Source organism: Paenibacillus sp. FSL R10-2748, from assembly GCF_038005565.1.
Classification (GTDB): domain Bacteria; phylum Bacillota; class Bacilli; order Paenibacillales; family Paenibacillaceae; genus Paenibacillus; species Paenibacillus polymyxa_B.
Window position 1 is genome coordinate 37,581 of the sequence record NZ_JBBOTK010000003.1, and the last position, 22,032, is coordinate 59,612.

At 49.3% G+C, this 22,032-nt stretch carries 20 protein-coding genes; all 20 read left to right on the top strand.

What is annotated here, in order from left to right; genetic code table 11:
- Window positions 1–23: 23 nt before the first annotated feature.
- Window positions 24–452 carry a CBS domain-containing protein gene (locus tag NSS66_RS10065; protein ID WP_013312792.1) on the top strand — a complete coding sequence of 143 codons (429 nt, stop codon included), beginning with the start codon at window positions 24–26 and terminating at the stop codon, window positions 450–452.
- Between the two features lie 121 nt (window positions 453–573).
- Window positions 574–876: a MazG-like family protein gene (locus NSS66_RS10070; protein ID WP_013312791.1), complete on the top strand. Its 303-nt coding sequence runs from the start codon at window positions 574–576 to the stop codon at window positions 874–876.
- Window positions 877–881: 5 nt separating this feature from the next.
- A complete protein-coding gene (locus NSS66_RS10075; RefSeq protein ID WP_068939311.1) occupies window positions 882–1,799 on the top strand; it encodes a DUF2232 domain-containing protein in 918 nt (305 codons plus the stop codon).
- Between the two features lie 11 nt (window positions 1,800–1,810).
- A complete protein-coding gene (locus NSS66_RS10080; protein WP_023991138.1) occupies window positions 1,811–3,799 on the top strand; it encodes a DHH family phosphoesterase in 1,989 nt (662 codons plus the stop codon).
- Window positions 3,796–4,239: a 50S ribosomal protein L9 gene (rplI, locus tag NSS66_RS10085; RefSeq protein ID WP_023991137.1), complete on the top strand. Its 444-nt coding sequence runs from the start codon at window positions 3,796–3,798 to the stop codon at window positions 4,237–4,239. Before NSS66_RS10080 ends, rplI begins: the two co-directional genes overlap by 4 nt.
- Before the next feature lie 2 nt (window positions 4,240–4,241).
- Window positions 4,242–5,600 carry a replicative DNA helicase gene (gene dnaB / locus NSS66_RS10090; protein ID WP_023991136.1) on the top strand — a complete coding sequence of 453 codons (1,359 nt, stop codon included), beginning with the start codon at window positions 4,242–4,244 and terminating at the stop codon, window positions 5,598–5,600.
- A gap of 376 nt (window positions 5,601–5,976) precedes the next feature.
- Complete coding sequence (locus tag NSS66_RS10095) at window positions 5,977–7,263, top strand: adenylosuccinate synthase (protein WP_023991135.1); 1,287 nt, start codon at window positions 5,977–5,979, stop codon at window positions 7,261–7,263.
- 204 nt (window positions 7,264–7,467) lie between these two features.
- The gene (locus NSS66_RS10100; RefSeq protein WP_340958875.1) at window positions 7,468–8,292 is read left to right on the top strand and encodes an ABC transporter permease; all 825 of its coding nucleotides are present in this window, start codon (window positions 7,468–7,470) and stop codon (window positions 8,290–8,292) included.
- A 53-nt stretch (window positions 8,293–8,345) separates the two neighbouring features.
- On the top strand, window positions 8,346–9,377 hold the full coding sequence (locus tag NSS66_RS10105; RefSeq protein WP_340958876.1) for an ABC transporter ATP-binding protein: 1,032 nt from the start codon (window positions 8,346–8,348) through the stop codon (window positions 9,375–9,377).
- A gap of 98 nt (window positions 9,378–9,475) precedes the next feature.
- A complete protein-coding gene (locus NSS66_RS10110; protein WP_025723151.1) occupies window positions 9,476–10,645 on the top strand; it encodes an extracellular solute-binding protein in 1,170 nt (389 codons plus the stop codon).
- 2 nt (window positions 10,646–10,647) lie between these two features.
- Window positions 10,648–11,490 carry an ABC transporter permease gene (locus NSS66_RS10115; RefSeq protein ID WP_340958877.1) on the top strand — a complete coding sequence of 281 codons (843 nt, stop codon included), beginning with the start codon at window positions 10,648–10,650 and terminating at the stop codon, window positions 11,488–11,490.
- A 31-nt stretch (window positions 11,491–11,521) separates the two neighbouring features.
- The gene (locus NSS66_RS10120) at window positions 11,522–13,036 is read left to right on the top strand and encodes a hypothetical protein (RefSeq protein ID WP_340958878.1); all 1,515 of its coding nucleotides are present in this window, start codon (window positions 11,522–11,524) and stop codon (window positions 13,034–13,036) included.
- Entirely contained in the window at window positions 13,033–13,500 is a 468-nt protein-coding gene (locus NSS66_RS10125) for a hypothetical protein (RefSeq protein WP_340958879.1), read from the top strand. The genes NSS66_RS10120 and NSS66_RS10125 overlap by 4 nt, the downstream gene beginning before the upstream one ends.
- Window positions 13,493–14,500: a CehA/McbA family metallohydrolase gene (locus NSS66_RS10130; protein ID WP_340958880.1), complete on the top strand. Its 1,008-nt coding sequence runs from the start codon at window positions 13,493–13,495 to the stop codon at window positions 14,498–14,500. The genes NSS66_RS10125 and NSS66_RS10130 overlap by 8 nt, the downstream gene beginning before the upstream one ends.
- Before the next feature lie 27 nt (window positions 14,501–14,527).
- Complete coding sequence (locus tag NSS66_RS10135; protein WP_075155007.1) at window positions 14,528–15,244, top strand: GntR family transcriptional regulator; 717 nt, start codon at window positions 14,528–14,530, stop codon at window positions 15,242–15,244.
- Between the two features lie 147 nt (window positions 15,245–15,391).
- Window positions 15,392–16,048 (top strand): hypothetical protein, encoded by a 657-nt coding sequence (locus tag NSS66_RS10140; protein ID WP_023991126.1) that lies wholly within the window; start codon window positions 15,392–15,394, stop codon window positions 16,046–16,048.
- A gap of 323 nt (window positions 16,049–16,371) precedes the next feature.
- Complete coding sequence (locus tag NSS66_RS10145) at window positions 16,372–17,895, top strand: M23 family metallopeptidase (protein ID WP_023991125.1); 1,524 nt, start codon at window positions 16,372–16,374, stop codon at window positions 17,893–17,895.
- 232 nt (window positions 17,896–18,127) lie between these two features.
- A complete protein-coding gene (gene yycF, locus NSS66_RS10150) occupies window positions 18,128–18,859 on the top strand; it encodes a response regulator YycF (RefSeq protein WP_025723159.1) in 732 nt (243 codons plus the stop codon).
- A 71-nt stretch (window positions 18,860–18,930) separates the two neighbouring features.
- Entirely contained in the window at window positions 18,931–20,685 is a 1,755-nt protein-coding gene (gene walK / locus NSS66_RS10155; RefSeq protein WP_371915913.1) for a cell wall metabolism sensor histidine kinase WalK, read from the top strand.
- Window positions 20,682–22,022: a YycH family regulatory protein gene (locus NSS66_RS10160; protein WP_028540970.1), complete on the top strand. Its 1,341-nt coding sequence runs from the start codon at window positions 20,682–20,684 to the stop codon at window positions 22,020–22,022. The genes walK and NSS66_RS10160 overlap by 4 nt, the downstream gene beginning before the upstream one ends.
- Window positions 22,023–22,032: the final 10 nt, after the last annotated feature.

A 22,032-nucleotide genomic window follows, 5' to 3' on the forward strand; every position in this document is an offset into this window, starting at 1 on the left:
ATTTTGAGGGGGATTCGTTTCTCATGAACATCGCTTTTTTCTTGCTTCCCAAACAGGAAGTTGCTTGTGTAACGGCGGATGCTACTTTACGGCAAACGTTGGAACGGATGGAATATCACCGTTTTACAGCGGTTCCTATTTTGGATAAAGAAGGTAGATATACAGGTACAGTTACAGAAGGTGATCTGTTGTGGCATATGAAAGAGTCCGAGGGGAAAATCACCTTTGAAAACGCTTCTAAGTTTATGCTTAAGGACGTTCCGTTGCGGGTTACGATGAAGCCCGTATCCATTGACGCGAACATGGAGGATTTAATTAATTTGGCGAAGGTACAGAATTTTGTGCCCGTCGTAGATGATATGGAACGGTTTATTGGCATTGTACGTCGCAGCCAGATTATTGAGTATTGTGAAAAATTTGTGTCCAGGGAATCGCTTAATACTTCAAGCTAAAATAAGCAGCAAAGCTGGTCCGAAAATAACGATTTACCTTATGGGGTAACAGTTATTTTCAGAATAGGATATGCTATAATGGAGAATAAAGCTTTTTCAGAGGGGTGTGACTCTTCATCATATGCCTAAAGAAATGGATGTAGTTAAACGAGCCAAGGTTATTGAATGGCTTAAAACAGAGGTGCTTGACCAAGTCTCCCGTCTGTTTAAGGCGATGTGGGAAGGCAGTACAGCCCGCATTGGTGATTGTTTGGCGAGTTTGGTGATGAGCAGTTATATTTTGGGGAGGCGCCTTGGAGTGTCTTACCGTGAATTGGATGATCTACTCATCGACAAGCTAAGAAAGCACAGAAAAGAAGGACACCAGCTGGAGGATTGGTATCAGGACATTTCCGCACTGGAAGAACATATGCGTAAGAGGTGAAAACGTTGAAATTCCGCTTGGCAACTGTAGCATGGAGCGTCATTTATTTGCTTCTGCTGCTGACTCTATTGACACCATTAAGAATCATTACCGTATTTTTGCTGATTGTGCCTGGCGCTGTATTGTTTTCATCGCTGCCTTTCAAAGGATTTCTGGTTCACGTCATACCGGTGCTGTTAATTATAGCGCTACTCGATGTGTATTCGCTGCTCCCTGCGATTTATTTTCTGATTCCTTCAATAATGATGGGACGGATTTATAAAAAGGGAGGACCTGCTTTTCAGGCGTTGATGACCGGAATGGGCATTATTTTAGCCGAGTTGTTGGTTGTTCTGTTTATCGCTACGTATTCTTTTGGGTTTGATCTTTCGCAGTACCTTCGTGATCAGGCCGCGATATCGGCAAGTATAGTACAGCAGGTTTTGAGTGCTAATCCGATGTTTTCGAACATGAATTGGACAGCGGAGGATACGCAGAAACTCGGTACAATGCTGATTGGAAAAATTCCGTATGTGCTGATCATGACCTCGTTCATATTGGCGATGATTACGCATGCTTTGGCACGTCCGGCATTGAGCAGTCTCGATGTACCGGTACGCAAAATGAAGCCTGCTCGCGAGTGGAGGCTACCGCGCGCGCTGATCTGGTATTATCTGCTGGCAATTGTAATTGAATGGATAGCAGGGTCTTCCGATAGCAGCTGGATTCAAATGGTTTCCATTAGTATGCTACCGCTGATTCATGCATGTTTTATTATCCAGACGATTGGTTTTGTATACTTCTGGACGCATAGCCGTAAAATGAGCCCGGTGATTGCGTTGCTGCTGTCGCTCGTCGTTCTGGTGTTCCAGCCGCTCCGCATTATAGGTATTATTGATTTGGCCTTTCCGCTGCGTGAAGCTATTACAAGATCAAAGAAATAGGGTGAACAGTCATGCCTAAATTTCTACAAAAACGCTGGCACGGCTATCAGACGGTCTGGGCGTTTTTACTGCTGCTGGTGCTTGTCATATGTATTTCCATGTACAACTGGGAACTGGGTGTGATAGGACTGCTGCTGTCATTCTTGCTCGGCGGACTGATGCTGAAGACGGAATTGGATTTTCGTCGGGAACTGAATCAATATATCAGCGGTCTTTCCTTCCGGATCAAGCGGGTGGAAGGGGAAGCGATTAGTACATTGCCGTTCGGCATCATTTTATACAGTGAAAATCGAACGGTAGAATGGCACAATCGGTTTGCCGGGGAGATGTTCGAGGAGCAATCGCTGATTGGTGAGTCTCTTCAAGATTTGTTTCCTCAACTCGCAGGTGCTCTAAGCACCAAGAAGGAAACAAAGGAGCCTGCTCGTGAGCTGAAGGTGGAGCTACAGCATGATGAGCGTCATTATCAGTTTCTGATCGTGCCCGATGAGCGTCTGATATATTTGTATGAAGTAACGGAGTTGGCGGTGCTACGCAAGCAGTATGAAAACGAGCGGTTGGCGCTCGGTATCGTCATGCTCGATAATATGGACGAGGCTGCTCAGGGAATGGACGATCAGCAACGCACCGCGCTTATTGCAAAGGTGTCGAGCGAGATTACATCTTGGGCTAATCAGTACAATATTTATTTGCGTCGATTATCTTCTGAGCGTTATCTCATTATGCTAAATCATAAAGCGCTTCAGGAGCTGGAGCAAAGTCGATTCGTCATTCTGGATACCGTAAGGGAAATGACGGCGGATTTGAAAGTACCGATGACACTGAGTATTGGCTTGTCCTTCGGTGCAGAGAGCATCAAGGAGCTAGGCGAGCTGGCCCAATCCAGTCTAGATATGGCGCTTGGACGTGGGGGCGATCAGGCAGCAGTGAAGGCGGGACAGCGCCTGTCCTTTTATGGAGGCAAGTCCAATGCTGTCGAGAAGCGTACCAGGGTGCGTGCCCGAGTCATTGCACATGCGCTGCGTGACCTGATGCAGGAGAGCGACCGCGTCCTGATCATGGGACACAAAATACCGGACATGGATGCATTGGGAGCAGCCATCGGTGTGTGGAAGGCTGCGGCACTTTACAATGTAGAGGCACATATCGTACTGGATAAATCCAATCCGTCTATCGACCGAATGATGGAGCAGGTAAACAAGGATGAGAAGTTATCGCAAGCGCTCATGACGCCAGAGCAGTCGCTCCAGCTGATGACTGAGCACAGTCTGCTGGTCGTGGTGGACACGCATAAGGCCTCAATGACGATTGAGCCGCGTCTGGTGCAAACGGCCAGCCGGGTGGTGGTTGTCGACCATCATCGTCGGGGCGAGGAATTTATTAACGATTCGGTTCTGATCTACTTGGAGCCATATGCGTCATCGGCCTGTGAGCTGGTGACCGAGCTGCTGCAATATATCCATGAGAAGGTCCAACTGACACCGCTGGAGGCAACATCACTGCTGGCGGGGATTACAGTGGATACCAAGCATTTTTCCCTGCATACAGGCTCGCGTACATTCGAGGCAGCCGGCTTTTTACGGCGTAGTGGGGCAGATACAGTAATGATCCAGCGCATGTTAAAAGAGGACCTGGATGAATATATTGCTAAGGCGGAAATTATTAAGCATGCTAAAATGATATATGGGCATATCGCAATTGCGGTAACTGAGCCCGGACAGAAAATACCGCAGCTCCTGATTGCTCAGGTGGCGGATTCATTACTCAATATGACGGATGTACTGGCCTCCTTTGTGGTCAGTGAACGTCCTGACGGCCTGGTGGGGATCAGCGCCCGTTCACTCGGACGCATGAACGTACAGGTCGTCATGGAACGGCTAGGCGGCGGAGGACATCTGACGAATGCGGCGGTTCAGCTGGATTGCCCGCTGGAGGAAGCTAAGCGCAGAGTGGTCGACGTGCTGGCCGAAATTGATGGGGAAGAGGGGTTATTTGAATGAAAGTGATATTCATTAAAGATATGAAGGGCCAAGGCAAGAAGGGACAAATTAAGGAAGTGTCGGACGGTTATGCAGCGAATTTCCTGTTGCCGCGTGGTGTTGCCCGTCCAGCGACAGAAGGAAATATGAAGACGCTGGAAAATCAGAATGCTGCTGAGGAAAAGCGCAAGCAAGAGGAAAAGGAAGAGGCTCAAGCGCTCGGCAAAAAGCTGGAAGAGACAACGATTCAGCTCAAGGCGAAGGCTGGTGAAGGTGGACGGCTGTTCGGCGCGATTACAAGCAAGCAAATCGCGGAGGCAGTAGCTAAAACTGGCATCAAGCTGGACAAACGCAAAATTGAGCTGGAAGAACCGATTCGTACGTTGGGCGTGACTCAAATGACCGTTAAGCTTCATCCTGAGGTCAAAGCTACGCTGAAAGTACAGGTGACTGAAGAATAATTATGGGCGGCGAATTTTTTGATCGGATTCCTCCGCAAAATCTGGAGGCTGAACAGGCGGTTATCGGGTCTATTTTGCTCCAGTCTGAAGCACTGATTACCGCAATGGAGCGGGTGCAGACCGAGGACTTTTATGATAAGGCTCATCAGATGATTTACGAAGCAATGATTGAGCTGGGTGAATCCGGACAGCCGATTGACTTGGTTACGCTGACCTCGAAAATTCAGGACAAGGGACAGCTAGAGGATATCGGCGGTGTCAGTTATCTGGCGAAGCTGGCTCACGGGGTGCCAACAGCGGCTAACGTGGATTACTATGCCCAGATCATTGAAGAAAAAGCGATGCTTCGTCGCTTGATTCGTGCAGCTACACAGATTGTGAGCGAAGGCTATAGCAGTGGCGAAGATGTCGCTGGTATGCTGAGCGATGCTGAGCGCAAGATTATGGAGATATCCAACGGGCGCTCAGGTAGTGGCTTTATTGCCATCCGCGATGTCGTGATGGAAGTGTTTGACCGCGTTGAATTGCTGCATCAGAACAAGGGCAATACGACCGGGATTCCGTCCGGGTTTGTTGATTTGGACAAGATGACGGCGGGTTTCCAGCGCAATGACTTGATCATTGTGGCCGCCCGTCCATCCGTAGGTAAAACAGCGTTCGCTCTGAATATTGCGCAAAACGTTGCAGTTCGGGCAAAAGAGACAGTAGCCATCTTCAGTCTGGAGATGTCGGCCGCTCAGCTCGTGCAGCGGATGATTTGCGCCGAGGCCAATCTGGACGCGAACGTCATGCGGACAGGTGAATTTAAAGGCGACGACGATTGGGCGAAGCTGACGATGGGCATTGCAGCCTTGTCAGAGGCGGAAATCTATATCGATGATACGCCCGGCATCACTGTGGCTGATATCCGTGCCAAATGCCGCCGTCTCAAGACGGAAAAGGGACTGGGTATGATCGTAATCGACTACTTGCAGCTTATTCACGGACGAGGCAAAGCAGGCGAGAACCGGCAGCAGGAGGTATCCGAAATCTCACGGACATTGAAGCAAATCGCTCGTGAGCTTGAAGTGCCTGTAATTGCCCTCTCCCAGCTGAGTCGGGGTGTGGAGCAGCGTCAAGACAAGCGGCCGATGATGAGTGACTTGCGGGAATCGGGTTCTATCGAGCAGGATGCTGATATCGTGGCGTTTCTGTACCGGGATGATTACTATAATCAAGAAACAGAAAAGAAGAATATTATTGAGATTATCATTGCCAAGCAGCGTAACGGCCCGGTCGGTACGGTAGAATTGGTCTTTCTCAAAAATTATAATAAATTCGCTAATTACGAGCGTGCCCATTCGGATGCGTTCGCCGGATAACATATTAGTATCATTAGAAAAGGCTCTTTCGACGCGGATCTCGCGATCTCGAAAGGGTCTTTTTTTATAGAATTCACGTATTTCATATAAGGAATGAAACTCTCAATTACGAACAATACTATTTTCATGTAATATAATGTTCGCTTTTTATTTGACTTTAAAAAATGGTGCTGTTACACTTATAGTGCTGCTTCAACGCAGTGGGGAGAACAATACGCCCGGGGCTTTCCGAACCTACGGAATGTCTGCGACGGACGTTTTTTCCTGCTGTCCGAGAACGCTCCATATCTGCTCGCTCAGGCGGTTGAAGTTGGATATGCGTAGTGTGTCAGCTCAAAATTAGAGTGTCTGTGGGCACTCCACGGAGGAATGAAACATGTCAACTGTAGTCGTTGTGGGAACACAATGGGGAGACGAAGGCAAAGGTAAAATCACGGACTATCTGGCGGAAAGCGCTGAAGTGGTAGCCCGTTACCAAGGCGGAAACAATGCTGGTCATACGATTCTCATTGACGGTAAAAAGTACAAGCTGAGCCTGATTCCATCCGGCGTTTTTTATGAAGATAAAAAGTGTGTTATTGGCAACGGCATGGTAGTAAATCCAGCCGCTCTTATTGAAGAAATTACTTACATTCATGATAATGGCTTTTCCACAAAAAATCTGGTCATTAGTGACCGTGCACATGTGATTATGCCGTACCATATGACGCTGGATGTGCTGGAAGAAGACCGCAAAGGTCCTAACAAAATTGGTACTACCCGTAAAGGGATCGGTCCTGCTTATATGGATAAAGCTGCACGTAACGGTATTCGTATTGCTGATTTGCTGGATGCAGAGGAATTCGAAAAGAAGCTGCGCCATCAAACGAAAGAAAAAAATCAAGTGATTGAACAAGTATACGGCGGCGAGCCGCTGGACGTAGAAGAAATACTGAAACAGTATCTGGAGTATGCTGAATTTATCCGTCCTTATGTAGGAGATACGTCTGTCGTGTTGAATGATGCGATTGACGCAAATCAAAAGGTACTGTTCGAGGGTGCGCAAGGCGTTATGCTCGATATCGACCAAGGTACGTATCCGTACGTTACGTCCTCCAACCCGTCGGCTGGCGGCGTATGTATTGGTTCCGGTGTGGGACCGTCCAAGATTCAACAAGTCATCGGTGTAGCTAAATCGTACACAACTCGTGTAGGTGATGGACCCTTCCCAACTGAGCTGAACGATGAAGTCGGCGATTACATTCGTGAAACAGGTCATGAGTACGGTACGGTTACAGGTCGTGCTCGTCGTGTTGGCTGGTTTGACAGCGTCGTTGTGCGTCATGCCCGTCGTGTCAGTGGGTTAACGGGTCTTTCCCTGAACTCGCTGGATGTATTGACTGGCCTGAAAACAGTGAAAATTTGCACAGGTTACAAGTACCACGGCGAGGTGATTACGCATTATCCGGCTAGCCTGAAAATGCTGGCGGAGTGCGAAGCGGTATATGAAGAAATGCCAGGTTGGAGCGAAGACATCACTGGTGTGAAAACGCTGGAGGAACTGCCTGAGACTACACGCAATTACGTACAACGCGTGTCTGATCTGACAGGTATCCCAATTGCTATTTTCTCGGTTGGGCGTAATCGCGATCAAACAAATCAGGTGCTTCCGATTTATTTGTAGGACAAGAATGATATAGCTATTGATACATGTTCAAGGAGAGAGGCTGTTAGCAGCCTCTCTCTTTTTTTTATTCTGTGAAGTGTTAAATGGTTCCTCCCCCTTTACATAATCTTATCTTCCTTGTCGATTTGTGATAACAAACCCTCTCTATAATCCAAATAGAAAAGAGATTCGGACGTCTAGACGTCTTGAGAGGGATGAATTATGAACTGGTATCTTCGCTCACTCGGCACACGCAAAATTGTGGAATTCATCGTGCTTGTCATTTTCGTCATTTTTTTCCTGGGACCTCTGACCAACCTTCTCCTTTTGGCGGTTTCGGGAAAATGGCAATATCCTGCACCGCTCCCGCAGAGCTTGTCACTGGAATGGTGGAAGTTTGTACTTACCCAGGATGATGTACTCAGCTCGATTTCCCTATCCTTCTTTATTGCGATTACCGTTACGGTCTGCTCCATTATCGTATGTATTCCTGCTGCTTATGCCTTTGCACGAATTTCTTTCCCGCTCAGTAAGTGGTTTCTTTTCTCATTCCTGCTTACGCATGCTTTTCCGAAAATGGGTTTGTATGTGTCCATTGCCGTACTATTCTACCAATTCGGGTTGATGAACACCTTTGCAGGTATTGTGCTTATCCATATGGTAAACACGCTCATGTATATGACCTGGATTCCTTCCTCTGCCTTCCGCAGCGTACATCGTGCACAGGAGGAGTCAGCGCGGGATGCCGGAGCCGGACCATTTCGGGTGTTTTGGAAAATCACCTTTCCTATGGCGCTGCCCGGCATTGTGGTCGCCTCCATCTTTACCTTTCTTGCTTCACTAGATGAAGCACAGGGGACACTCCTTGTCGGAACACCGGACTATAAAACAATGCCAGTCATCATGTATTCCATCATTGCTGATTATCCGAGCACAACGGGCGCTGTTTTCTCTGTCATTCTTACCCTGCCAACGATCATTCTGTTATTGGCAGCCAAGCGTTTTGTAAGTGCGGATGTACTGGCAGGCGGATTTCAGGTGAAATAACGTAATTGGTCAAAAGAGGAGTTTGCAAAATCCTGAAAAAGGAGCCTAAGCTAATGCCCATTCAATTATCCATTCAAGAGTTAACCAAGCGCTTCAAGACAGGAGACGGAGTCAAAGGCATTTCACTTGACGTGATGAAGGGAGAGCTGGTGACACTGCTAGGACCTTCCGGCTGTGGTAAAACAACCGTGCTTCGCTCCATTGGCGGCTTTTTGGACCCGGACAGTGGCGACATTCAGATTCAGGGTAAAAGCGTACTCAAGCTGCCGCCCGAAAAGCGTCCGACGGCTATGGTGTTCCAAAGTTATAATTTGTGGCCGCATATGACCGTGTATGACAACCTGGCTTTCGGGTTGAAGATTCGAAAGGTGAAGAAGACAGAAATTGACCGTCAGGTGAAGGAAGCGCTAGCGCTGGTTCGGCTAGAGAGCGCAGAGCGTAAAACGCCAGGACAGCTCTCGGGCGGTCAGCAGCAGCGGGTAGCACTCGCTCGGGCTTTGCTGCTAAAGCCTGATGTATTGCTGCTGGACGAGCCTTTTTCCGCGCTTGATGCCAAATTGCGCATGGAGATGAGAGAGGAGCTGCGCGATATCCAGACCCAGACAGGGATGACGATGGTGTTCGTCACCCATGATCAGGAGGAGGCGCTGTCCATTTCCGACCGAATCGTCGTTATGAATGCGGGCCGAATTGAGCAGCTCTCTTCACCGCAGGAGATTTATGACAAGCCACAGTCACTTTTTGTAGCGGGTTTTATTGGCCGTATCAATTTATTAAAGGGGGTGAGCACAGGTCGCAGTGTCTCTGTGAGCGGAATACCGTTTGCACAAGAGCATGAATACACAGGTGAATCCATGGTTGGTGTAAGACCAGAGGATATTGTTCTGAAGACGGAAGAAAATGGTTCTCTAGCCGGAACGATCAGACAAGTGATGATTCTCGGGCATTATGCGGAAGTTTCGCTGGATAGCGGTACCCATCATCTGAAAATGTTTGTGCCGCGTGAACGAGCGGCCGAGCTGCGCAGTGGAGAGCACATCAGCTTCAGCTTCAGTAAAATTGTTACTTTTCCATCAGCACAGTGAAGATTCACGATCAACCTCTATATCGCATCAATGTCCATCACGAACGCATCATCTGGTGATGCTGCGAACTTGTGCAACTATCTAAAGGAGGCAACAACGTGTTTGGGAAAAAGAATATGGGTCTGGTTTTGGCAGGGGTACTTAGTTTATCGTTGTTGGCTGGCTGTGGAAACGGCGGTAATGCCGCCACGGCTACTGGGGAAGCCAAGTCTACAAAAGCGGGAGCGGCTACGGGAACGACGGAAATTTCCTTGTACACTGGAGGGTCCCTGAACGTCAAAGAGCTGTGGGAAACGTTAATCAAGGACTTTGAAGCTAAAAATGATCACGTTAAGGTCAAACTGGTGTATTTGCCAGCAGGGACCGGAGGCGCATCTACACTGGATCGTCTGATCGCAGCCAAGAAAAGCGGACAAACCGATACAGATATCGACCTGTACGAAGGCAGTCTGGATGACATCACCAAAGGGGTAGGCGAGAAACTGTGGGAAACGGTGGATGCTGCCAAGGTTCCAAATTTGAAGAATGTTGATGAAACATATCTCAAGCAAGTCAACAATCAGGCCATTCCATACCGTGCCTCTTCGGTTGTCCTTGCCTATAACAGTGCAAAAGTAGCGACACCTCCGAAAACAGCCGACGAGCTGTACACGTGGATTCGCCAGCATCCGGGCAAGTTTGCCTATAATGATCCGTCCACAGGTGGATCAGGCAGCTCGTTTGTGAACACGGTTATCTATAATTTCCTTCCGCCAGAGGCGATGAACAGTGATGATCCGGCAAATATGAAGAAATGGGATCAAGGCTTCTCACTGCTCAAGGAACTGGGCCCTTCAATGTACCAAAAAGGAGTCTATCCTAAGAAAAACCAAGGTACGCTTGATATTTTGGCAAGTGGAGAGGTAGACATGGTTCCAGCCTGGTCTGATATGGCGCTCGAACAACTGGCTAAAGGGCTGCTTCCAGACACGGTGAAGCTGACACAGATCGACCCTGCTTTTACAGGTGGACCCTCTTATCTGATGGTTCCTTCGCTTTCCTCCAAAAAAGAAGCAACTCAGGAATTCTTGAATTATATACTGACGCCTGAAGCGCAAACGGTGGTTATTAATAAAATGTACGGCTATCCGGGGATTAAGTGGAATCTGATGCCAACGGAGCTGCAAGAGAAATTCAACAGTGTATCTTCTGGATACCGCAGCTTTAATAGCGGAGAGCTTCAGCAGGAAATCTACAAACGCTGGCAAAGTGAAGTAGCGGGCGGCTGATCATGAGTTCATTGTCTAAAAGGGGGATGCTGGGGCTTGCCCTGGTCATCCCGTCTTTTCTCATTTTGCTGGTCGTCGTTATTATTCCGATTCTCTATGCCGTAGAGGAAAGCTTGATTGATCAATATGGAACGGGCTACGGTCTGGCCAACTATATTCGGCTGTTCACGGAACCTGCCATGCGTAGAAATATCATGTATACCATTAATGTCACGTTAGTCTCGACGGCCCTTACTCTGGTCATCAGCTATGCTTTGGCGGTTTATCTGAGATTCGGTAAAGGGGTTGTCGTGAAGTGGATAGGTCGGTTGTATTTTATTCCGATGTTTGTTCCCGGTGTAATTGCAACGTATGCGATCATTACTATGTATGGTAATCACGGTTGGGCTGCACGTCTTTTGCTGCCGCTTGGCATTGAGACGATTCCGAGGATTATTTATGACTACAAAGGGCTGGTGCTGGCTAATTTGTGGTTCAACATTCCGTTCGCAACCATGCTGCTCAGCTCGGCACTTGCCAGCATTCCAAACGCTGTCGTCGAAAGTGCCAGAGATGCCGGAGCCAGCACGATGCAGCTGTTTGGGCGCTTTATTTTACCCCTTTCCTACAAAACGATGTGGGTTGCGGTGACCTTCATTTTTATGGGAATCATGGGCAGCTTTACGGCTCCTTTCCTGATCGGTGCCAACTCGCCACAAGTGCTGGGTGTTGCGATGCAGCAGGTGTTTTCCAGCTATCAGGAGACGCATACGGCCAGCGCAATGGCAGTGTTTATGTTTCTACTGTGTTCTTTTATGGGCTACTTTTATATTCGGACAATGGTGAAGGATGCGGATGCCAGCTAGACCGCCGTTATACACTAAGGAGGTTACAGGGATGAACAGCCAAGCAGAGGTGCAAATTACCGGGTTTAGTGGGCGAGCGTGGGAAAAGGATCTGCTGGATTGCGGTTATCGGATTGCCTTACACAAGGCGGAGGTTGAGCTCAGTCCGGGAAACGGATTTCGGTTTAGGTTCTCCATGCCAGAAGACGGATACGCGGAGCTTGATCTGTTCGCCAGATCGGACAGTGACTGGGCTGCGACAGATCGAGAATCTGCCTTCGTACGTCTCTACCTGAATGAAGCCTATAATCAAGATGTCATTTTGTACTATGGTAGCAGTCAGGGAGTGTACACCCGTTTGTTGGGGTATCTAAAAGAAGGCGATTATGAGGTCTATGCCGAATTCCGCGAACTGGAATCGGCTCCGCTTGTATCTCGAGCATGGATCGACGGGGTTGAACTGCGCTGCGTGGCTGATTCCTCTCCAAGATCGCTGATTTATCGCCATACCCCGCTTTTATATGGCCGTAATCTGTCACATCCTTATGAGAATCGCTTTACGGATACACCGCTTGTTTTGTTCTATTCCGTGGAAGGGAATGAGGAGAAGACGGTCATCGAATACCAGATGATGTTCAGCCATGAAGATGAGGGAACGCCCGCGCCGCTGCTTATGAGCAAATGGGGAAGAACCACCGATATCGAATGGATGTACCGCGTAGAGCTAGATGCAGAGGACAATGTTCTGGAAGCTGTTTTCCAGGGGGCACATCATATTACGACTGCGTTTAATGGGAATTATGATCTGGGCGGGCATCCTGTTCTCCAATCCGCAACAACCAACGGAAACTTTAAGGATGACATTTCATCGGACTATCGTTTTATGCTGCCGCCTGCTTTCCATTGGAAACCAGAGGAAGAGCCGCGTGAGGCTGTCATGAGCCGTTTTCCTTTTGCCTATCAGGTCACTGGGTGGGAGATGGAACGTCAGCAGGAGCTGGAAATGCCATCACAAGCGTCTTCCATTACACTTGCACACCAGCGTAGCTATGTGTTTATACAGACTTCCAAACGCCCCTTGCGGGATTCAGGCAGAGAATCGGTTCCAGCGTCCAGACCTGGCTTCAATCGGCGTGAGGAGGATGCCTGTGTCGATGTTCAGCTTCGTCTTCACGGCTCGGAGCAGTGGTATTCATCGTGCCATCATGATCTGAGACTCGGGGAATTTAGAGCCGCTTATGAGGGGGCAGAGTCACATTTTTCTACCACGGTCAAGCTGTCTGGAGAGGCTGTGCTTGAGGATATAGCTGAAATCAGAGCCGTATTGCTGGAAGGCGGTGCGGACAGCATGGAAGTGGTCGGACTGTGTGCTTTTACGTTAAACGAGGATAATCTCCCGCAGTTTCCAGGTATTCGTACAGACCGGGTGCTTGAGCTGACGCGGCTTCAACCCGTAGGTGTTTTATGGGCGGCAGACAAAGACATGTCGAGTGATGAAGAACATACTGTGAATGATATGGTAAAGCATGTTGTGGATGAACCGTCTGGCCAGGATGGGGAGTCATGAGCAGACTACTGTATGTGGAAGGAACGGTCGACAGAACCTGCACCCAGAGCCATATTACGTACTCTTTTCATATTCCACAGCCGACTGAAACGATCCGTATTCACTTCTCTTACACGCCCAAGTTATTGGAGGATCAAGAGCAAGCACGAGGAATCATTGAGGAAAGCATGAGCAAATACGGATACGACGAACCGGGACATTCATCCGATCTATGGAAGAAGTATACGCCGCTGCAAAATTTATTAACGCTGTCTGTTGATGATCCTCTCCATCACCGGGGAAATGCGCACCGTCCCGAGATGCAGCAGGAGCATTGGCTCGGTTCGTCTGCGGCTTCGCCGGGATTCCTTGCAGGAGATAATCCGGCGGGCATGTGGCGGATTACGGTCAGTTTGCATGCCGTTGTGACCGAGACGCTTGCCTACCAAATTCGTGTATTGGGGGAGGAAGCAGCATATGCTTAAATGGATTCCGGCTGAGCTTCACACCCATACGCTTCACAGCGACGGCAAGCAAACACTGGAGGAGCTGGCCCAAAGTGCAGCCAATCTCGGGCTTGAATGCATCGCTATGACGGATCACAACACGCAGTCGGCACTTGCGGATCAGGAACGGGTTCAGCGGCAGTTCGGTCTCCCGATCATTTCAGGGATGGAGTGGACGACCTTTTACGGGCACATGCTGACACTTGGGGTTGACCGCTTTATCGACTGGCGTGTGCTGGGACCAGATGACATCCATGAGGGGATTCGGCAGGTGCATGAGCAGGGAGGCATTGCAGGGATTGCCCATCCGTTCAGGATTGGAAGTCCGATCTGTACGGGGTGCTTTTGGGAATACACTATTCAGGATTGGCATGAGGTGGATTATATAGAAGTCTGGTCAACGCTTATGCCATCTATTAAGCGAGATAGCCAGCGGGCGTTTGCCATGTGGACCGATTTGTTGAATCAGGAGTATCGCATCACTGCGGTAAGCGGTCGGGACTGGCATGTATCTAAACCAGATGATGCGCTTCCGGCTGTTACGTATTTGGGTGTTCATGATGAAGCAGAAGAGCGAGAAGGTTTAGCAGGCCGGGCAGTTGAGGCGATTCGCCACGGTTCAGTGTCAGTTACGATGGGACCGTTACTGACGATGTGGGCACAGATTAAGGGCAAAGAAAATCGTTATCACATCGGCGAATGTATAGAGCTGACTGTAGAGGATTCACTATCGGTGACGGTTCAATTGGATGTGGAAGCAAGAGCATCCCATTATAACCTCAAGCCTCAGAATCTTCGTCTTCTGCTGACAAGTAGTCATGGAATATGCTCCGAGATTCAGATCCCTGCTCACACAGGAGAATATACGCTGTCATTGCAAGATCCGCTAGGAAAGGGCTGGATAAGAGCCGAGCTTTACGGCTGCATGGAAGACTGCGTGATGATGATTGCTTTTACGAATCCGATTTATATGGCTTAACACAATAGAAAGGCTGGGCTTCGGACGGTGTCAACAAAACAAGAGAACATAAAGCAGCTTATAGAAGAATATATGAAGGTTAATCAAATGGGTCCGGGGGATCGGCTGCCGTCGGAAACTGCACTTTCCCAATCGTTTCGTGTCTCGCGTACGACGCTAAGGGGAGCTATTCGCCAACTGGAATCGGAAGGTAAGCTACTAGTAAAACACGGGAGTGGCACGTTTGCTACTTGTCCGCTGCCGAGTATTCCAAGCTCGCTGGACCGCCTGTACAGCATCGGGGACATGATTCGTTCGGCAGGGTTACGGGAAGACGAGCAGCTGGAATCCATTCAGAGAATTTCGGTTTGTCCTCCTGATATTGCCGAACAGATGAGATTTTCCGAAAATGAGCCCATGATTGCCCTAGAGCGTACACGCACTGCCAACGGAGAGGCTGTAGCCCACTCTATAAACTGGATGCCAGAGAAATTAGCCGGTCCCATTCTGGAAGGTGACTCTTTTTCAGGCTCACTTTTTCAGAGTCTTGAGTTCAAGGCGGGGGTGCGAATCGTCGGAGCGTATTCCGAGCTTACCGTTCCCAACTATGACGACGCACATATGACACGTCTGCTGAAGGATCCGCAGGCTACGGTATTACTATTGAAGCAGCTTCACTATGATGAAATGAACAGGCAGGTGCTGTATTCTCTGGATTATGTCCGCAGTGACATTTTCCGTTTCTGGGTGCGTCGTACGCGCTGATTCAATCAGAATGTGGCATCTTCTATTGAATTGTGCTAGTTTTACATATTCCATGGGTTAAAAATCGTCATATCTCGTCAATACTGATCTATATGCACTTCATGATGATACACACATGGCAGGATGCGTATAAGGAGGTAACGGGATATGAGGTGGCTTGGATGGCTGCTCAAAAAAGGAATGACGGTGGTGTTGGTTAGCGCACTAACGCTGGCAGTGACAGGTGTAGTCGTTAATGCTTATGTTCAATCGCTGCTGCGGCAGTTTAACATTCAGCTCGATCATCAGCCCATATGGGGATTGGGTTGGCTAAAAGGCAGTGCGGGTACGGACCAAAGCACAAACACGGGGAAGAACAAGACGACGGGAAGTGGCTCGGGAAGTGTAACACCGCCTGATGATGCGTTGCCTGTCATGGGACAGGGCTTAGAAGAAAGCGGGAGTGAGGCTGGTGGCGTAGCCAATGGCAAGGTATCTCAGGAGGGGGCCACGTCGGCCGGAACATCAGGCAACGAGTCACGGAAGCAGGCAGAAGGTACAGCTACACCCGAAACGAGTATTGAAGGCCATGATTTAGTGATTACGCCCGACCATTTGACGGAGAAGAAGAACAACTTACCAGCGGCACAGAAGCAGGAAATTTTTGCGATTCTGATGAATAAGCTGCCGCCGGAGGAGATGCAGAAAATATCAGCTGCGATGGAAGGCGGTCTCACCGAGCAGGAGCTTCAGGATATTCAGCAGGTGCTTGCGAAGTATTTGACCAAAGAGGAATATAACAAGCTGATGGATTTGCTTAAATGAGTATTTTGCAAAATCTTGAATAATAAACGATGAATTCATGGGAAATGTTTATGCTCAAAATAGGACTATAGAATCCGCGCCATGCGCGGATTTTTTTGCGTGTCAGGAAGGAATTGGAGTGTAGTTGAATTCTTTGTAAAGGCTATGTTAAAGTAAACAGTGTTGTGAAAAGGTTAAATTTTTGAAACCTTTTACGCAACTATGCAATGGTAGATAGCGACTAATATCATAGATGCTTGTGAATACAGGCTAGGTTCATAATGTGAAAGACCAATAACGAACGCATTTATATAGAGATAAGATATGCTGAAAAGGAGAGAGTCATGAAGGTTTTGAGGGAGCAGGATTCACCAGACAGCAGGAATGCAGACTCAAACGTTGCAGACAAGCCTGCTGTGGAAGCGGGGAAAATAGCAAAGTGGTGGAGCGGTCGGAGAAAATGGTTGAGCTGGACGGCAGGCGGTGTGGTGATTGCAGGCAGTCTTATTTTTGCGAGTAATCAGTATGTCGGGGCTAACACAGTTCCTTATTATAAAGTGTATGTAAAAGGCGTCGAGGTCGGGAATATCTTGAATGAGCAACAACTTAAACAGCTGTACGCAACGAAGAGCAAACAATATAAGGACAAGTATCCCGGCGTCGATATGGTGCTCAATACGAGCGCGGTAACGACAGGCATTGAGAAGGCATATAAAGCGGATATCGACAGCGCGGCCACGCTGAAGAAGCTGGACGGTATGCTGACAGCGTATGCCAAAGGGGTAGAAGTGAAGGTCAACGGTCAGACGGTTGGCATTGTAAAGGACAAAGCGACTGCACAAGCGGCTTTAAAACAAGTACAGAAGAAGTACACACCTGTGGGTGAGGGTACATCTACAGGCATCAAGGGGCTGGTTCGCAAAACATCCGTGGGCAGCAGCCATGCGAGTGCTAGTACTAAAACCCCTAAAGCATGGCTGGAGTCTGCCGGTATCCGTGAGAAAATCGCGTACGAGCCTGTGAAAGCAGACCCGAACAAGGTGCTGACGGAGGCAGAAGCAGTCAAAGTATTGACTGAGGGGCGTGAGGCTCCTATCACGTATACAGTGCAAGAAGGCGATTCTTTGTCGTCGATTGCAACTAAATTTAATATGACCGCTTGGGAGATTAAGCAGAACAACCCTGGCTCGCGTGAGCTGTATTTGCAAATTGGGGACGAATTGAAGCTTACTGCTCCGAAGGCTCCGGTTACGGTGCGAACAGTAGAGAAGGTCGTCGAACAGATTGCCATCGAGCCTGAGGTTGAGATTCGCCAGAGCGATGAACTGAAGGCAGGAGTTACCAAAGTGGTCAGACCGGGACAAGCAGGTCTTAAAGAGATGGACTATCGTTTGACCAAGGAGAACGGTGAGGTCGTGCAAGAGGAATGGCTCGGTCAAAAGGTGCTGCAGCCGTCTGTTACTGAGGTGGTTCTTAGAGGAACGAAGGTCGTGGGAGAAGGCTCAGGACAGTTCGCTTGGCCGGTGTCCGGCGCATCGATGTCGAGTAGCTTTGGCGCACGTTGGGGACGTATGCATGAGGGTGTGGACTTGGTCGGTAGTGCTGACATTCACGCATCAGATGAAGGCGTGGTATCATTTGCAGGTCAGCAGAATGGATACGGCAATGTTATTATGATCGATCATGGCAACGGCTACCAAACCGTGTACGGGCATTTGAGCAGCATTGGCGTTCATGTAGGACAGGTGGTTCAGCAAGGCGAATCGATTGGGGTCATGGGGAACACAGGACGCTCGACCGGAACGCATCTGCATTTTGAAATTCGTAAAGATAATACGCCACGCAATCCAATGACGTATTTAAGATAGATTGGATGTTTATATCGAGAGTTACATGATTTATGAGAATCAAAGGGAAAGGCCATGTTTTTCTGCATGCTTAACATTAGGTGCAGGCATGGTTTTTTTCTGCTTAAAGAAAAGGGTCTAGAGAAGTAATGGAATGGCTCACGGGTATGATAGAATAGAATAAACATCTTATAGGTACTGACAAACGTAAGTTAATTATAAATTATGATCCGTGAAGAGAGGTGAACGCTATATGCAGGGAACGATTCTGGTAGTGGATGATGAACAGCCAATCGCTGATATTTTAAAATTTAATTTGGAAAAAGAGGGCTACCAGGTGATTTGCGCCTTCGATGGAATCAGCGCGGTGGATATCGCGGTCAAGCAGCAGCCTGACCTGATTCTGCTGGATCTGATGCTACCGGGCATGGATGGCATGGACGTATGCCGCGAGGTACGTGGGCATCAGCTCCAGACGCCGATTATTATGCTGACCGCCAAGGACGGCGAAATCGACAAAGTGCTGGGGCTGGAGCTGGGCGCGGACGATTATGTGACAAAACCGTTCAGCACACGGGAATTGCTGGCACGGGTGAAGGCACAGATGCGCAGACAGCAACGCGGCGGGGCAGGCGCGTCGGAAAGCCGACCGCAGGAGGATAAGCAGGGGCTGCGCGTGGGCGACCTCTTTTTTGATACGGATATGTATACAGCTTACAAAAACGGAACACCGCTTGACCTGACGCACCGTGAGTATGAGCTATTGCACTACATGGCGAAGAATGCCGGAAAAGTCATGACGCGGGAGCATTTACTCCAGGCGGTGTGGGGCTTCGAATACTACGGGGATGTGCGGACAGTGGATGTGACCATTCGGAGGTTGCGCGAGAAGATTGAGGAGAACCCGAGCAAGCCGGAGACCATCCTGACACGCCGTGGTCTTGGATATATTGTGAGCGGGGGCAAAGGTGGCCTGCGGGCATGAGATGGCTGTCTTTCTTTCGTACCATTCATGCAAAGCTGATTATTATCTATGTGCTGCTTATCTTGGTGGCTATGCAGCTGATTGGGGTCTACTTTGTCAGCTCGATGAAGAACTCTCTCACGAGTAATTTTACGCAGGATTTGCAAGCACGGGCGGAGATGCTGTCCGTGCTGGCGGAGCAGGATCTGAGTGGCAGTGACGGCAAAATGGAAGAAGACAGCGTGGAAAGCCTGCGTGCACGCGTGAATAATTTGTTTGATTTCAGCGGCGCGGAAATTCAGGTGCTGGATGCCAGCGGTAAAGTGTTAATTACTTCTCAGGGTTCACACGCCGATTATGTCGGACGCAAAAACACGCAGACAGTGGTCAGCCGCGCACTCCAAGGTATCCGTGATAACGAGGAATACATGGTGGACGAGGATAATGTCCGCAAGAAGGTCGTCGCCAAGCCTGTTATCAGCCAAGGCAAGATTGTCGGCGCGGTGTACATCGCCGCTTCGATGAGCGAGCTCTACGATACGATGAAACGCATTAACAATGTGTTTCTCTCAGGTATGCTCATTGCGCTCGCGTTGACGGCTGTGCTGGGCGTGGTATTGGCCCACACGATTACGCACCCGATTAAGGTGATGACACGTCATGCAACGGAGGTTGCCGAGGGCAAATTCGACCAGCAGATGCCTGTATTTGGTGATGACGAGATCGGCAGGCTCAGCGTGGCCTTTAACTATATGACAGGCCGTCTGCGTGAGGCGCTGTCCCAAAATGAAGAGGAGAAGGAGAAGCTCTCCTCCATCTTGACCAATATGAGCGACGGTGTGGTCGCTACTGATGACAATGGCCGGGTCATTCTAGTCAACCGTCGGGCCAGCGCCATGCTGGGCGTAAACGAAAACGAAATGACTGGCAGGCATATCGCGGTACTGCTGGGGATCGACCCGGAGGAAACCGAGGCCCTGTATAGCGGCTCTTCGGCCTCCACGCTCTTGCAGCTGGAGCCAGCCGGTCAGGATGAACCCATCGTCATCCGTGTGACATTCACGCCGATTCATCGGCGGGAATTTGGCATTACGGGAACGATTGCCGTACTCCAAGACGTGACGGAGCAGGAGGAGATGGAGACGACACGGCGGGAATTCGTAGCGAATGTATCACATGAGCTGCGCACTCCGTTGACGACCATCCGCAGCTATGCTGAGGCGCTGGATGACGGCGCGATGGCTGAACCGCAGCTCGCGGAGCGTTTCGTGGGCGTGATCCGCAACGAGACAGAGCGTATGATCCGGTTGGTTACGGATTTGCTGCATCTGTCACGGCTCGATTCCAATGAGGCACCTTTGCGGATGCAGCCTGCAGATGTGATGGAGATGCTGGACGAGGTCGCAGATCGGTTTTCTTTTCAAATGAAGCAAAAGCACATTCGCTCAGGGATGTTCGTAGAGCAGGGAATCGGTAAAGTCGTGATCGACCGGGACCAAATTGAGCAGGTGTTGGACAACCTGATGTCCAATGCGCTGAAATATACGCCAGATGGCGGGAGTATTCGGATCGAAGCTCGCCGCAATAGTGAGGGGATGCTATCCATTTCGGTACAGGACACCGGGATTGGTATCCCCAAAAAAGACCTGGACCGGATTTTTGAACGGTTTTATCGTGTAGACAAGGCGAGATCGCGCAATATGGGCGGCACGGGACTGGGACTGTCGATTGCCCGGGAAATTGTAAAGGCGCATGGGGGCCAGATTTTTCTGGAGTCGGAATACGGTCAGGGAACCTGCACGACCTTTACGCTACCCATGTCGAGTGAAGGGAGGGAAGCACAGTGAAGGAACGTTTGAAGTCCTGGACGCTTATTTTGCTGGTTGCTTCCAGCCTGATACAGACTTATTTTTTGATTTACCGCCTTCCGGGCAGTGATTCTGTACTCACTTCAGAGACGAACTATGTCAAAACCGAAAGCATGGGGCAGGAGAAAAAGATTGAGAACCTCGTGTTTCCTGATAAAATGCTCATTCACCAAGGTGAGAAGAAGCATACCGTTTTTTATCCGGGTGTTACTTTTTACGATTTAATTTATACACGGCTGGAAAGCCGAAGCTTTAACAACTTTCAACGTCGAAGTATTCAATCGGCAGACTGGGCGCGGATTCGCAGCGAAAATGAAGGCATCGAATTATCTTTTTCAGGCGGGGTCCCGGTTTCATTACTGGAGCGGGTCATGCGTCTGACGCCGGATTCGGTGTTTCAGGGAGAGACGATTAACCGCATCTGGATCTATATAGATGAAAAGAATGCCAAGCCGCACGCGCTCTTTTTCAGTGCCAGAGGCGATGTGGTGTATGAGGCGAACCAGTTCGATATGACGGTAGAGGACATCCGGCAGCATGTGAATTTCGGTAAAAATGCCCCGTTGTACGAGCTGGTGGATAATCAGTACTACATTCCCGTGAATGACCTGGAAACTACACAGCCTGTGGTGTATGCCGGGTTGTTTACGACGGAGCAAATGCAGCGGAATTTGTTTTTCGATCCGGGGATTACGCGCAATATTCAGGAAAAGGACGGCTCCCAAATTTATACGGACAGCAAGCGTAGTCTGCAAATCAAGCAGGAGCAACGATGGATGAGCTATACCGATCCCAGTGCGCCGGGGGCGGGTGGAAGCAGTCCGATTAGGGATGTGCTGGCCGCGGTTGATTTTGTGAATCAGCATGGTGGTTGGGATGCTTCGTATCAGCTGAAATTGAAGAGCAGTGATGAAAATCGTACGACTGTGATGTTTCAGCAGTATTATGGTGCCTATCCGGTGCTGGACACACCATCGTTCCGCTTTGGTACGATTTCGCTGCAAATTCAGCAGGAAACGGCATCGGTCTATGATCGTTCGTTGCTGTTTCTCAAAGGCGGGGAGCAATCCTCAAAGAAGGTTATGCTACCGGGTGGCGAGCCCTTGAAGAAGCAACTGGAGACTGTAGGCAGAGGGAAGACGATTCGAGATCTGACTCCCGTATATCAGCCGGAGCTGATTAATGATGGATTGAAGCTTTCTCCTGAGTGGCGCGTTACGCTCAGTGACGGTTCTGTTGCTGAGATTCATGCTGTCCCTGTAACGACAGCATCGAATACAACACAAACGCAGCCAGACCGGGAGACAAAGAGGTGACAGGAAGGGG

What these genes read in the sequence shown, in the direction of transcription:
- NSS66_RS10065 (WP_013312792.1), top strand. Translation starts at nt 24, where the DNA reads ATGAACATCGCTTTTTTCTTGCTTCCCAAACAGGAAGTTGCTTGTGTA.
- NSS66_RS10070 (WP_013312791.1), top strand. Translation starts at nt 574, where the DNA reads ATGCCTAAAGAAATGGATGTAGTTAAACGAGCCAAGGTTATTGAATGG.
- NSS66_RS10080 (WP_023991138.1), top strand. Translation starts at nt 1,811, where the DNA reads ATGCCTAAATTTCTACAAAAACGCTGGCACGGCTATCAGACGGTCTGG.
- rplI (WP_023991137.1), top strand. Translation starts at nt 3,796, where the DNA reads ATGAAAGTGATATTCATTAAAGATATGAAGGGCCAAGGCAAGAAGGGA.
- dnaB (WP_023991136.1), top strand. Translation starts at nt 4,242, where the DNA reads ATGGGCGGCGAATTTTTTGATCGGATTCCTCCGCAAAATCTGGAGGCT.
- NSS66_RS10095 (WP_023991135.1), top strand. Translation starts at nt 5,977, where the DNA reads ATGTCAACTGTAGTCGTTGTGGGAACACAATGGGGAGACGAAGGCAAA.
- NSS66_RS10100 (WP_340958875.1), top strand. Translation starts at nt 7,468, where the DNA reads ATGAACTGGTATCTTCGCTCACTCGGCACACGCAAAATTGTGGAATTC.
- NSS66_RS10105 (WP_340958876.1), top strand. Translation starts at nt 8,346, where the DNA reads ATGCCCATTCAATTATCCATTCAAGAGTTAACCAAGCGCTTCAAGACA.
- NSS66_RS10115 (WP_340958877.1), top strand. Translation starts at nt 10,648, where the DNA reads ATGAGTTCATTGTCTAAAAGGGGGATGCTGGGGCTTGCCCTGGTCATC.
- NSS66_RS10120 (WP_340958878.1), top strand. Translation starts at nt 11,522, where the DNA reads ATGAACAGCCAAGCAGAGGTGCAAATTACCGGGTTTAGTGGGCGAGCG.
- NSS66_RS10125 (WP_340958879.1), top strand. Translation starts at nt 13,033, where the DNA reads ATGAGCAGACTACTGTATGTGGAAGGAACGGTCGACAGAACCTGCACC.
- NSS66_RS10130 (WP_340958880.1), top strand. Translation starts at nt 13,493, where the DNA reads ATGCTTAAATGGATTCCGGCTGAGCTTCACACCCATACGCTTCACAGC.
- NSS66_RS10140 (WP_023991126.1), top strand. Translation starts at nt 15,392, where the DNA reads ATGAGGTGGCTTGGATGGCTGCTCAAAAAAGGAATGACGGTGGTGTTG.
- NSS66_RS10145 (WP_023991125.1), top strand. Translation starts at nt 16,372, where the DNA reads ATGAAGGTTTTGAGGGAGCAGGATTCACCAGACAGCAGGAATGCAGAC.
- yycF (WP_025723159.1), top strand. Translation starts at nt 18,128, where the DNA reads ATGCAGGGAACGATTCTGGTAGTGGATGATGAACAGCCAATCGCTGAT.
- walK (WP_371915913.1), top strand. Translation starts at nt 18,931, where the DNA reads ATGCAGCTGATTGGGGTCTACTTTGTCAGCTCGATGAAGAACTCTCTC.